This is a genomic window from Pseudomonas sp. GW823-FHT06E10 (genome assembly GCF_058794995.1).
The window spans coordinates 67,519-80,357 of record NZ_JBXAHJ010000009.1 but is presented as its reverse complement, the minus strand read 5'-3'; the positions used below and the strand labels follow the sequence as shown (position 1 = coordinate 80,357).

The window sequence follows — 12,839 nt, the reverse complement described above, 5'->3', positions numbered from 1 at the left end:
AATCCATGCCAAAAGCCGCATCCCAGAAAGCAGAAGCGCCGACGCCGGCCTCCAAAACGAAAAAAAAATCGCTGCCTGATGCAGGAACGGCTCCGGTAAAACCGGTGGAGCGACGTACCGCCGCCAATGGCGTGGTAGGCACCAAGGTCAAGCCGAACCGCCGTTCGGAAGAGACCATTGCCAACATTCTTAAAGCCACTGAAGAAGTGGTGCTGATGTCGGGTGCGGATCGCATTTCGATCCTGGATGTGTGCCAGGTCGCGGGTGTTTCGCGCGGTACCTTTTATCGCTATTTCGCCTCCCAGGAAGACTTGCTCGACACCTTTTCCCGGCATAAACGCGAAAGTTTCCACAGTTCGCTGTCCCAGGAGCTGGGCCATATCAGCGACCCGGAAGCACGCCTCAACGCGCTGTTTGCCTATCTCGACAACTACCTTGAGCAGAGTCGAGCCCGGCGGTTGTTGGTGGTTGCACCTGACTACGCACTGGGCTTCTTTCGACGGATTTTCCACGATTCGATCGTGCGCTTTCAGGATGGCCTGGGCATCGTGTTCGACGATTGGGATGAGCGCCTCGGGGTCCGTCTTGACCGTGAGCTGATCTGCGAAATGATCATTCGATACGTGTTGAGTGAAATCCTGGTGCCGGAAGCGGCGGGGCGACGTTTGTTCCCGGTGCGGGTGAAAAAACTGCTCGGTGCCTTGATCATGGGTTCCACCTCCCGCACCCGTCGCTAACTTTCGACCCACAATCTTTCGCTATAGGCAAAGCCCCCGTATTTCGGGGGCTTTTCGTTTCCGCCTGATAATTTTCTCTCGCCTGCGTGCCGCGATTTTTCCTTTCTGTGTCCATTTTTTGACTCTTCGAAGTGTTTTTGACATCTGACGAAGGCTCTGGATCGGGCTTTTTCACGCACCTTGAAAATAATCTGAACAGATTTTTGATTTCTGCTCAATTTAAATTTAAGCTCTGGTCTTAGCAGTGAGCCCCTGGCTTCCCCTTTCGCGGCAGTTTGATCCTGGTCACGTGAAGGCACTGCGCCAATAACCAATAAAAAAGTGCCAACTTCGAGGTACCTAGACATGCTTATCGATCTACACGCCCACGCACCCCACCCTGGCTATTACAACCAGCACCCGCACTGGGGGCCGTTCTTCGAGCAACACGCCGACGGCGATATCAAGCTGCGTGTAGGTGATTGGATTCTTGGTCTCGGGTCGCCAGAGCGTAAGGCTGCCGTGCGCTCCGGTAATGGTCCCAAGCTTGAGGAGTATTTTTCACGCTGGGCTGACCCAAAAGTGCGCCTGGCCGGTATGGATGCCGCAGGGCAGAACCTGCAGGTGGTTTCCGTCCCGTCCCATTGCTACATGTATTGGACTGAAGCCGAATTCGCCGTGCCATTCGCCCGCACCGTCAACAGCACGCTGGCCGAGTACTGCTCCGCAGCTCCTGATCGCCTGATGTTCTGGGCTCATGCACCGCTCAATGCACCTGAAGCGGCGGCGGCTGAAATACGTCACGCTTGCACAGAGCTGGGCGCCAAGGGCCTGGTTGCTGGCGGTGCCAACTTCGGCGGTCTGGAATTCGATTCGCCGGAACTTGATGTGGTGTGGAGAACCCTCTGTGACCTGGACCTGCCGATTTTTGTACACGGCTATAACCAGTCCGTTACCTGGGGCAAGAACGCTAACAGCGACCGCTACGAAACCACCGCTATCGTCGGCATGCAATACGACGAAACCCGTTGTTTCTGGAACCTGATTTGCGGCGGCGTGCTGGATCGCTTCCCTGACCTCAAGGTTTACATCACCCATGGCGGCGGTTATGTCCCGTACCAGCTCGGTCGCCTGGCCAAGACCAATGAAAACCTCGACGTCAAATACAACAAGAAGCCACTGCTCGAGTACATGAAAAACTTCTACTTCGACGTAGAGTTGCATGAAGTACCGATGCGCCAGGCTCTGGTCGACATCATCGGTGCGGACCATGTGCTGTACGGCAGCAACTTCGGCGGTAGCGATGCCGTGCGCCACGATCTGACCCACGGCCTGAAGTTGTCCGATGCGGACATGCGCAAGATCCGTTATGAAAACGCATGCCGCTTGCTGCACCTGGATCCTGCCAAGTTGGGCAAGGTAGGTGGCTGATGAAACTGGCGCGATGTGAGTATTTTTCTACCGGCGTCTTTTGGGCTGTGGTGGATGTCGCTCAAGATCAAGTGACACCCATTTCCGGTGATTTCAAGGATTGGGCACCGGCGGTAGCCGCCGGGCGCGGTATCAGTTCGGTGCGTTTTGCCGGGCCATCGCTGCCGCTGTCGAAGGTCCGCCTGCTGCCCCCGATTGAACCGATTAACCGAGTGGTAGTGGCGGGTGCCAACTACGCCAAGCACCTGGTGGAATTCGGATTGCAGGCACCGGCTCAGCCAGTGGCTTTTCTCAAGGCTTATGGCGCGCTGATTGGCGCCAATGACTCGATCCGCTTTCCACCGTTGACTGAAGAGCTCGATCACGAAGTTGAACTGGTGGCCGTCATCGGCACCGAAGAAATCGACTTGGAAAACCCGCTTGCTTGCGTGCTCGGCTACACCGTCGGCAATGACGTCAGTGCGCGTGACCTGCAACGTAGTGGGCCGGCAGGTATCGGCATGGACCTGTTCGCCGCCAAAAGCCAGGACCAGACCACCGGTCTTGGGCCCTGGATCGTGACCAAGGATGAGTTTCCCGAGGGCTCACCACGCTTGCGCCTGACCCTGAAAGTGAATGGTGAAGTGCGTCAGGACGGCTCTACCGGTGAAATGACTTGGGATGTTGGCCAGCTGATTCGCTTCGTGCAACAGCGTTCGAGTTTTGCCAGTGGCGACGTGCTGTTCACCGGCTCGCCGGCGGGAGTGGGGATGGGCACCGGCTTGTTCCTCAAGGAAGGCGATGTGGTCGAAGCCAGCGTCGAAGGCATTGGCACGTTGCGCAATGTGGTCAGTAAAAAGAACCGCGCCTAATCGAGAGCCAAACATGAACGCCAATAAAGAAAAAGTAGTCGTGGTGGGTGCCGGTCTGATGGGCACCGGTATTGCACATGCGTTCGCAAGCGCAGGTTTCAATACGCTGTTGGTCGATACCAATGCCGCCTCGTTGACGAGCGCCCGGACAAGCATCGAAAAGATCCTTGCCGATGGTGTGCGTCTGGGCAAGGTCAGCGAAGAACAAGCTCAGCAATCGCTGGCCAATCTGCTGACGTGTAGCGACTTGAGCGAAGCTGCGATGGGGGCCAACTGGCTGGTGGAGACAGTCTCCGAGCAGTTGGCGGTGAAGAAGGCGGTGATTGGCCAGGCGGCGCCGCTGCTGGCGGCGGATGCCATTATTGCCACCAATACGTCGGCCCTCAGCGTGACCGAGATTGCGGCGTCGGTGGATTGTGCCGATCGCGTGATCGGCATGCACTTCTTCAACCCCGTGCACAAAATGAAACTGGTGGAGCTGGTGCGTGGTTTGGCCACCAGCGATGAAGTGGTGGCGCGCACTCGCATTCTGTGCGAGCAGATCAATAAAACCTCGATCGTGGTCAATGAGTCGCCAGGACTGACCACCAGTCGAATGTCTGCGCTGCTGGGTAACGAGGCGATGTGGATGCTCCAGGAAGGCACCGCAACCGCCGAGGACATCGACACGGCGCTGCGCCTGGGCTTCAACCACCCGATGGGTCCATTGGAATTGGGAGACTTGACCGGCTGGGACACGCGGCTGTCGGTACTGCGTTATTTGCACCAGACCTTGGGCGAAAAATTTCGACCTTGCCCGCTGATCATCAAAATGGTCGCCGCCGGACGACTGGGGCGCAAGTCCGGGCACGGGGTTTACCGTTATGAAGAGGGTAAGCAAGTTCCGGGTTCAGGGCTCAAGGCGAGTGCGCTATGAAAGACATCGTCATTGTTGATGCGGTACGAACGCCCATCGGCAAGTTCCGCGGCAGCCTTTCCGGCGTACGCGCTGATCACCTTGGGTCGTTGGTGATCAGCCGTTTGCTGGAGCGGGTCGATGTCTCGCCGACGTTGGTCGATGACGTGATCTTCGGCAATGTCACGCAAATTGGCGAACAGTCCGCCAATATTGCCCGCACGGCGTTACTCGGCGCTGGCTGGCCGGTCACCGTTGCGGGGCTGACTATCGACCGTAAATGCGGTTCGGGTGAAGTGGCAGTGCATATGGCCGTTGGCGCCATCGCGGCGGGTGCCGCCGATATTGTGGTGGCCGGTGGCGCGGAAAACATGAGTCGCGTGCCCATGGGCAGTAACCGTGAGATCCACGGCGCGGCATTTGGCTGGATGGCGGCGCAACGTTATGAGCTGACCAGTCAGGGGGAGGCGGCCGAGCGTATGGCTGACAAGTGGGCGCTCAGCCGCGATGCGCTGGACGATTTCGCTTTCGCCAGTCACCAGCGTGCAGCGGCTGCCTGCGATGCCGGTTATTTCGATAATGAAACAATACCGGTGGTGGTTGAAGAACTCCGCGAAAAAGAGCTGTCGGAACCCGCTGGTGTGTTGCGTCACGATGAAACCATTCGTCGTGATACGTCGCGGGAAAAACTGTCGACACTTAAAACCAGTTTTCGTCCGGACACCGGGCGCATCACCGCTGGTAACTCGTCGCAGATCTCCGACGGTGCGGCAGCGTTGCTGCTGATGAGTGCCGACACCGCGAAAAAGCTCGGCCTCAAAGCACGAGCGCGTGTCGTGGCCTTCACCACAGTCGGCTCTGACCCGACATTGATGCTCACCGGCCCGATTGCCGCTACTCAAAAGGTACTTGCCAAGGCAGGACTGAGTATCAATGACATTGATCTGTTTGAGGTCAACGAAGCTTTTGCCTCCGTGCCGCTGGCCTGGATGCAGGAGACCGGTGTGCCGCACAGTAAGTTGAACGTCAATGGTGGCGCCATTGCCCTCGGACACCCATTGGGGGCTAGCGGCGCTCGCTTGATGACCACGATGTTGAATGAGCTCGAGCGCCGTGGCGGGCGTTATGGGTTGCAAGCCATTTGCTGCGCCGGTGGCATGGGCACGGCGACCATCATCGAACGGCTCGATTGAGATGGCTCGCTTGCCGTTGATTCCCCTGAATGCCATGCCGGCCGCGTTGCAAGACGCGGTCGAGCGTGGTCAGAGCAGTCGCATGCTCAGCTCTACGACGCCGGTGCAGGTCTGGGCACATCGACCAAAGGTGGCGTTGGCCTGGCTGGGCTTAATGGAGAGCCTGCACAGCGACAGTCTGCTGGATGAGCGCTTGCGCGAACTGGTGCGGCTGAAGATTGCCAGCATCACCACCTGCAAGGCCTGCCAGCTGGCGCGCAAATCCGATCGTGTGACGGATGAGGATATTGCGTGCATGGCGACGGACAGCGAGTACTTCACGCCAGCCGAGCGTGCAGCGCTGCGCTACGCCGAGTTGTTTGCCAGCGATTACCTGAGCATCGATGACGAGCAATTTACTCAACTGGGCGCGTTTTTCTCCACCGCCCAAGTGGTAGAGCTTGGAATGTACTGCGCGCTGATGTTGGCCGGTGGCCGCATGACATTGGTGCAACAGGCCTACTGAGCAGGTCGCTCATCTAAAATAGTTGATCGAATTATTGAAAAGTGTCCAATACTGTCCTGCTCAGGCCTATTATTAGCCGAAAGGTATAGCCTTCTGCAGGCTAACTCAGAAAATAATGACAATAACAACGGAGACGATCATGTCCACACCGGTACAGAGCGACCTGACCAAGGTATTTACCGACGTCGCCAGCAATTATCGCGGCACCAGTGATATCGATCTTCACGCGACCTACAGCGAGATGCGCGCCAATTCGCCTGTGCTCCAAGACAACTTCATGGCCCGTCTGGGCGTGCCATCGATTGCCGGCCTGGATGCCGAGCGACCCACCTTCACGTTGTTCAAATACGACGATGTCATGGCCGTCATGCGTGACGCCGGTACATTTACCAGTGGCTTTATCGCCGAAGGGCTGGGTGCGTTTTTCGATGGCCTGATCCTCACGGCAATGGATGGTGATGCCCACAAGAGCATGCGTAATCTGCTGCAACCGGTATTCATGCCGGAGACGGTCAATCGCTGGAAAGAAACCAGGATCGACCGGGTTATTCGCGAGGAATACATCAAGCCGATGGTGCCCGCCAAAGGGGGCGACCTGATGGACTTCGCCCTGTATTTCCCGATCCGGGTGATTTACTCCTTGATTGGCTTTCCTGAGGATCGCCCTGAGCAAATCGAGCAATACGCCGCCTGGGCATTGGCAATCCTGGCCGGTCCGCAAGTCGACCCGCAGAAGGCCGCCGCCGCCCGTGGCGCTGCCATGGACGCCGCACAAGCGCTGTATGACGTGGTGAAAGTGGTGGTAGCGGAACGTCGGGCTGCGGGCGCATCGGGGGATGACTTGATCAGCCGGCTGATTGGCGTCGAGTACCAAGGGCGTTCCCTGGACGATCATGAGATCACCACCTTCGTGCGCTCACTGCTCCCGGCTGCCAGCGAAACCACGACCCGCACCTTCGGAACCTTGATGGCATTGCTTCTGCAAAATCCGGATGTGCTGGAGCGGGTGCGCAATGATCGTAGCCTTGTAAACAAGGCCATCGATGAAGCGGTGCGTTTTGAGCCCGTGGCCACCTTCAAGGTGCGCCAGGCCGCCAAGGATCTGGAGATTCGCGGTGTGCCGATCCCCAAAGGGGCAATGGTGCAATGTATCGTTACCTCCGCCAACCGCGATGAGGACGCGTTCGAAAACGCCGATAAATTTGACATCGACCGCAAACCAAAACCTTCGTTTGGCTTCGGCTTTGGCCCACACATGTGTATCGGTCAATTCGTTGCCAAGACCGAGATCAATTGCGCACTGAATGCGATCCTCGACTTGATGCCCAATATCCGCCTCGACCCAGACAAGCCGGGGCCCCAGATCGTCGGTGCACAGCTGCGCGGTCCGCATTACCTGCATGTGTTGTGGGACTGAACGGCGTCCGTACCCCTCTTGTAAATCCTCTGGTTGAACCGCGACAGGTCTTGCGCCTGCCGCGGTTCAACGCGTTCTGCCTCAAGGGTTTTTCCGCGCACCGGAATTAATATGAACACATTCAAAAAATGTGTTTAATTAAGTCGCGATGTGCACTATGATTCAGGCACAACAACAAGCCCGAATGCGAAGGGGAAAACAATGAAAGTTGAAGATCTGATTCTCGTCAGTGTCGATGACCACGCGATCGAGCCACCGAATGCTTTTGCTCGCCACATGCCTGCGCGCTTCAAGGGGCGTGAACCTCATGTGGTCAAGAAAGGCGATCGTGACGTGTGGGTCTTCGAGGAGCAGGCCACAGGCTACATGGGCCTCAACTCCGTGGTCGGTCGACCGAAAGAGGAATACGGCATGGAGCCGTTGGGCTACGACCAAATGCGCCGTGGTACCTGGAACATCAAGGACCGTGTCGACGACATGAACGCCAACGGCGTGCTCGGTTCATTGTGCTTTCCAACCTTCCCGGGCTTTGCCGGGCAACGCTTCCAGGTCCACGCTGACCGCGATGTGTCGATGGCCGCTATCCAGGCCTATAACGACTGGCATTTGCACGACTGGTGCAACGCAGCGCCAGGTCGCTTTATTCCCCTGATGATCGTGCCGTGGTGGGACATGAAAGCCGCTGCCGCCGAAGTCGAGCGCCTGGCCAGACAGGGCGTGCATGCACTCTCGATGTCGGACAACCCGGCGATTCACGGCTACCCATCGATTCACAGCGATTACTGGGATCCACTGTGGAAGGCCTGCAGCGATAACAAGGTGGTGATCTGCTGCCATATCGGCACCGGCGTTAAAGCCCAGCACGCATCGGATATGTCGCCCATCGACGCCTGGATTACCTCCATGCCGATTTCTATCGCCAACTCCGCCGCTGACTGGATCTGGGCGCCGATGTGGAAGAAATTCCCGGACCTGCGCATGGCTCTTTCTGAAGGTGGCATTGGCTGGATTCCGTACCTGCTGGAGCGCGCTGACTTCACCCACCGTCACCACAACGCGTGGACCAACTCCAACTTCGGCGGGAAGATGCCTAGCGACATCTTCAACAAGCACTTCATCACCTGCTTCATCGAAGACAATTTCGGGCTGAAGAACCTCGACTACCTGAACGCCGACATGGTGACCTGGGAAAGCGATTACCCGCACTCCGACTGCACCTGGCCGAACTCGCCGGAAACAGCGTGGGAAGGGTTGCAGCACCTACCAAAAGAAATGATCGACAAGGTCACTCACTTGAACGCAATGCGCGAATTTTCCTTTGATCCGTTCTCCATCCACGGTCGGGAAAACTGCACAGTCGGCGCGCTGCGTGCTCAGGCGACACACGTCAGCATCGAACCGGCCCTGGGCCTGGGCGGCGCCGACCATGGTCGTCACGACAACAAACCAGTGACTTCCGGCGACATCAACGCGATGTTCGCCCAGGCTGACGCGCAAACCGCGTTGTAAGTTGCCGCTGTTCTCTGCAGTCGTCGGCCAACGGCGACTGCGGGGGGCGGTTGCCGTCCTGTGGTCGCTTCATTCGAAGCGATTGCGCCTGTGTTCAGCGTTAGAGAGCGCATATGGCCATCAGTCAATTTACCTACAGCAGTATTCCTCCCGAGGCTGAGGCGCTTCGCGCAGAAGTGCGGGAGTTTATCCACGAAACATTGGCCGATTACCCGCCCACCCGGCGCGCCGAGTCCTGGATGGGCTTCGACGCCGGGTTCAGCAAGAAACTCGGCGCTAAAGGCTGGGTCGGCATGGCTTTGCCCAAAGCCTACGGCGGCGCAGAGGCGGGGCCTTTTGCCCGCTATGTGATCATTGAAGAATTGCTGGCCGCCGGTGCGCCAGTGTCGGCCCATTGGATCGCCGACCGCCAAAGCGGTCCGCTGATCAATCGCTTCGGTACCGAGCAACAAAAGCAGCATTACCTGCCGGCCATTTGCCGAGGTGAAAGTTACTTCTGCATCGGCATGAGCGAGCCCAATTCCGGATCGGACCTGGCGTCGATCAAAAGCAATGCCGTGTGTGAGGGTGATAGCTGGCTGCTCAATGGCCAGAAGGTCTGGACCACTAACGCCCACCATTCGCAGTACATGATTGCCCTGGTGCGTACCGGTGAAAAACAGGCCGCCCGGCATGAGGGCATGTCGCAATTCATCGTCGACCTGAGCCTGCCCGGCATCACCATCCGGCCCATCCGCGACCTGGCCGGTGGCGAGCACTTCAACGAAGTGTTCTTCGACAATGTGCGGTTGGCTGCTGATGCCTTGATCGGTACTGAAGGCAAAGGTTGGGAACAAGTGACCGCCGAACTGGCCTTCGAGCGTAGCGGTCCAGAACGGTTCCTCAGCTGCATGGCGCTGCTGAAAACCCTGATCGATGCGCTGGGCAAGACCCCCAACGCGTTACAGGCACGAGAAATCGGGCGTCTTTCGGCCAAGCTGCTGACCCTGCGCAATATGTCATTGTCGGTCACGGCACAGCTGGCAGCGGGTGAGCACCCAGCCTGGGCGGCTTCCTGTGTGAAAGACCTCGGCAATGCCTTCGAACAAGAAATCCCCGAGGTGGCCCAACTGCTGCTGGAAACCGAGCCACGGCAAGACGGCGGCAGCGAGCATGCCCGCGTGCTCGCCTACCTGACTCAGATGGCGCCCTCGTTTTCACTGCGCGGGGGCACTCGTGAAATTCTGCGCGGCATCATTGCCCGCGGCCTGGGGTTGCGATAATGCGCGAGATATTTGAAACGACGATTGAACGCCTGTTTGCCGATTTGGCGACGCCCGCTTATGTAATGGGCTGTGAGGGCGGGGAATGGCCGGCGGATTTATGGGCCGCGCTGGATGAGTCGGGCTTCACTTTGGCGGGTGTCAGCGAAGCGCTGGGCGGAGCCGAAGCCAGTTGGGCTGATATGTATGTGCTGGTGCGTGCCGCCGGACGCTTTTCCGTTCCGGCCCCATTGGGTGAGGCCTTGCTGGCCAACTGGCTGCTGAGCAAGACCGGTCTGGAGGGGCGAGCTGGCGCGCTGAGCATGGCTGCCAATGCCAGTCTGGTGCTCGATGGCGAGCGCGTTAATGGCACCGCCTATTCGGTACCTTGGGGGCGCAATGTCGAAGAGGTCGTCGCGATTGCCAACAGCTCGACGGGTGTTCCGCATGTGGTGTTGCTATCGCGTAGCACTGCCAGCGAACTCACGCTCAGTCTGAATGTGGCTGGCGAACCGCGTGATGACCTGGGTTTCACCAGCGCCCAGGTACTGGCGCAAGTGCCGCTGCCCAACGGGTTCGACGCCAATGTCCTGGAGCTGGGTGGCGCGATGCTGCGCGCGGCGCAGACCGCCGGGGCATTGCATGCGCTATTGGACATGACTGCCAATTATGCCGGGGAACGCAAACAATTCGGCAAGACCATCGGCTCGTTCCAGGCCATTCAACAGCAACTGGCGGTATTCGCGGAACAAGCCGCCGCCGCCGGGATTGCCGCCGAGGCGGCCTTCGTGGAATCCCGCTCAGGACTCGCAGCGCTGACCATTGCAGCAGCAAAAATCAGCAGCGCAGAAGCTGCCAGCGTCGGCGCCGGCATTGCCCATTCAGTGCACGGCGCCATCGGCTTCACCGAGGAATACCCCTTGCATTTGCTCACCCGGCGGTTGTGGGCGTGGCGCAGCGAATTCGGCTCGGCCAGCCTTTGGAGCCAGCGGCTGGGCGTCCGGGTTTGCCAGGGTGGCAGCGAGGGGTACTGGCCGTTACTGACAGGTCATGGCCAACAATCATTAACCCGACTTGTGAGTGATCCGGTATGAGTCAGTTTCTTCAGATTGAGCGCGATGGCGGTGTTGTCACCGTGCGCATGAACCATCCCGAAACCCGCAACGCCCTGACGACGCCCGAGCAGATTCAGGAATTTGTCGACCTCTGTGCCCAGTTACGTCGCGATCCGACGGTGCGGGTCATGGTGCTCACCGGTAATGGCAGCGCCTTCTGTGCCGGCGGCAACGTCAAGGACATGCATGAGCGTGGCGGCATCTTCGCCGGCTCGCCTTATGAGCTGCGCAATACCTACCGTGATGGCATTCAACGTATTCCCCTGGCGATCTACGAGCTGGATATCCCGGTGATCGCCGCCGTCAACGGCCCGGCGATTGGTGCGGGCCTGGATCTGGCGTGCATGTGCGACATCCGGCTGGCAGCGCCCAAGGCGATCTTTGCCGAGAGTTTTGTGCGCCTGGGCATTGTTCCGGGTGACGGCGGCGCCTGGCTGTTGCCGCGGATCATCGGCATCCCGAAAGCCAGCCTGATGGCGTTTACCGGTGACGCTATAGATGCTGCAAAAGCGCTGGAATGGGGTCTGGTAGAGCAGGTCTGCACCCATGAAACCTTGCAGTCGGAAGCGCAAGCCTTGGCGCGGCGGATCGCCAGCAACCCGGGCCATGCGTTGCGGCTGTGCAAGCGCCTGCTGCGCGAAGGCCAACATATGCGACTCGACTCGCTACTGGAATTGTCTGCTGCGTACCAGGCACTCGCCCATCACACCGAAGACCATCAGGAAGCGGTGGCCGCCTTTGTCGACAAACGCGAGCCGCAATACCGGGACCGCTGATTACTCAGTGCCAACAACAAGAATCGATCTGGAGTAAGCAAGATGCGTGGCGTATTTCGAGAAGACCACAACATGTTCCGTGATCAGGCCCGCCGTTTCGTGGACCGCGAAATCGTGCCTTACCTGCACGAGTGGGAAAAGAACGGCATCGTGCCCAAGGAAGTCTGGCTCAAGGCCGGCGAGAACGGCTTGCTGTGCTCCACGGTGCCCGAAGAATACGGCGGCCCGGGAGGCGACTTCGGTCATTCTGCGGTGATGATCGAAGAACTGGCGCGAGCCAACGCCACCGCGGTTGGTTTTACCACTCACTCGGAAATCGTCACCCCTTACATCGTTGCCTACGGCAGCGAGGAGCAGAAGCAGCAATGGCTGCCGCGCATGGTCAGCGGTGAATTGATTGGCGTGATCGCCATGAGCGAACCAGGCATCGGCAGCGACCTGCGATCCATGCGCACTTCGGCGCGCCGCGACGGTGATGACTACATCGTCAACGGCCAGAAGACCTTCATCACCAACGGCGGCAATGCCGGGCTGGTGGTGACCGCCACCAAGATTGATCCTACGGCCAAAGAGCTGACCTTGATCTGCGTTGAAGAAAGCCGTGCGGGTTTCGCCAAGGGACGTCTACTGGAAAAGATCGGCCTGAAAGGGCAGGACACCGCCGAGCTGTTTTTTGATGAGGTACGGGTGCCGGTTGGCAATCGATTGGGCGAGGAGGGGATGGGGTTCAAATACCTGACTCACCAATTGGCCTGGGAACGCTTGATCATTGCTATCCGTGCCGCCCAATCGATCGACACGCTGCTGGAAGAAACCATCGGCTACACCCGTGAACGCAAAGTCTTTGGCAAACCGGTTCTCGACTTCCAGAACACCCGCTTCAAGCTTGCCGAAGCCAAGGCCCAAGCCACCATGTTGCGGGTGTTCGTCGACGACTGCCTGGCCAAGGTGATGCGCGGCGAGTTGACGCCCGAAATCGCAGCGATGGCCAAGCTGCTGGGATCGGAAATGCAGGGCAAGCTGCTCGACGAGTTCCTGCAACTGCATGGCGGCTACGGCTTCATGAGCGAATACAAAATCAGCCGCGCTTGGGTCGACGCGCGAGTGGCCCGCATCTATGGCGGCACCTCGGAAATCATGAAAGAAATCATCGGCCGTACCCTTTGAAGCCAACCTGCATGAGGCAGACA

At 58.7% G+C, this 12,839-nt stretch carries 12 protein-coding genes; all 12 read left to right on the top strand.

What is annotated here, in order from left to right; translation table 11 throughout:
* The first annotated feature begins 5 nt into the window (after nucleotides 1–5).
* The 12 genes from AC1Q6Y_RS16275 to AC1Q6Y_RS16220 all read left to right on the top strand — a co-directional run bounded on the left by AC1Q6Y_RS16275 (nucleotide 6) and on the right by AC1Q6Y_RS16220 (nucleotide 12,816).
* Nucleotides 6–737 (top strand): TetR/AcrR family transcriptional regulator, encoded by a 732-nt coding sequence (locus tag AC1Q6Y_RS16275; RefSeq protein WP_057715086.1) that lies wholly within the window; start codon nucleotides 6–8, stop codon nucleotides 735–737.
* Between the two features lie 345 nt (nucleotides 738–1,082).
* Nucleotides 1,083–2,147: an amidohydrolase family protein gene (locus tag AC1Q6Y_RS16270; RefSeq protein ID WP_057715085.1), complete on the top strand. Its 1,065-nt coding sequence runs from the start codon at nucleotides 1,083–1,085 to the stop codon at nucleotides 2,145–2,147.
* Entirely contained in the window at nucleotides 2,147–2,998 is an 852-nt protein-coding gene (locus AC1Q6Y_RS16265; protein ID WP_057715084.1) for a fumarylacetoacetate hydrolase family protein, read from the top strand. Before AC1Q6Y_RS16270 ends, AC1Q6Y_RS16265 begins: the two co-directional genes overlap by 1 nt.
* 13 nt (nucleotides 2,999–3,011) lie before the next feature.
* Entirely contained in the window at nucleotides 3,012–3,914 is a 903-nt protein-coding gene (locus AC1Q6Y_RS16260) for a 3-hydroxyacyl-CoA dehydrogenase (protein ID WP_057715083.1), read from the top strand.
* Complete coding sequence (locus tag AC1Q6Y_RS16255; RefSeq protein WP_057715082.1) at nucleotides 3,911–5,086, top strand: thiolase family protein; 1,176 nt, start codon at nucleotides 3,911–3,913, stop codon at nucleotides 5,084–5,086. Before AC1Q6Y_RS16260 ends, AC1Q6Y_RS16255 begins: the two co-directional genes overlap by 4 nt.
* A gap of 1 nt (nucleotide 5,087) precedes the next feature.
* On the top strand, nucleotides 5,088–5,591 hold the full coding sequence (locus AC1Q6Y_RS16250; RefSeq protein ID WP_198530241.1) for a carboxymuconolactone decarboxylase family protein: 504 nt from the start codon (nucleotides 5,088–5,090) through the stop codon (nucleotides 5,589–5,591).
* Nucleotides 5,592–5,730: 139 nt separating this feature from the next.
* The gene (locus tag AC1Q6Y_RS16245) at nucleotides 5,731–7,008 is read left to right on the top strand and encodes a cytochrome P450 (protein WP_057715081.1); all 1,278 of its coding nucleotides are present in this window, start codon (nucleotides 5,731–5,733) and stop codon (nucleotides 7,006–7,008) included.
* A 201-nt stretch (nucleotides 7,009–7,209) separates the two neighbouring features.
* Entirely contained in the window at nucleotides 7,210–8,517 is a 1,308-nt protein-coding gene (locus AC1Q6Y_RS16240) for an amidohydrolase family protein (RefSeq protein ID WP_057715080.1), read from the top strand.
* A gap of 113 nt (nucleotides 8,518–8,630) precedes the next feature.
* The gene (locus tag AC1Q6Y_RS16235; RefSeq protein WP_057715079.1) at nucleotides 8,631–9,779 is read left to right on the top strand and encodes an acyl-CoA dehydrogenase family protein; all 1,149 of its coding nucleotides are present in this window, start codon (nucleotides 8,631–8,633) and stop codon (nucleotides 9,777–9,779) included.
* The gene (locus AC1Q6Y_RS16230) at nucleotides 9,779–10,852 is read left to right on the top strand and encodes an acyl-CoA dehydrogenase family protein (protein ID WP_057715078.1); all 1,074 of its coding nucleotides are present in this window, start codon (nucleotides 9,779–9,781) and stop codon (nucleotides 10,850–10,852) included. The genes AC1Q6Y_RS16235 and AC1Q6Y_RS16230 overlap by 1 nt, the downstream gene beginning before the upstream one ends.
* Nucleotides 10,849–11,649, top strand: a complete 801-nt coding sequence (locus AC1Q6Y_RS16225; protein WP_057715077.1) for a crotonase/enoyl-CoA hydratase family protein — start codon at nucleotides 10,849–10,851, stop codon at nucleotides 11,647–11,649. The genes AC1Q6Y_RS16230 and AC1Q6Y_RS16225 overlap by 4 nt, the downstream gene beginning before the upstream one ends.
* 42 nt (nucleotides 11,650–11,691) lie before the next feature.
* On the top strand, nucleotides 11,692–12,816 hold the full coding sequence (locus AC1Q6Y_RS16220) for an acyl-CoA dehydrogenase family protein (protein WP_057715076.1): 1,125 nt from the start codon (nucleotides 11,692–11,694) through the stop codon (nucleotides 12,814–12,816).
* Nucleotides 12,817–12,839 lie beyond the last annotated feature (23 nt).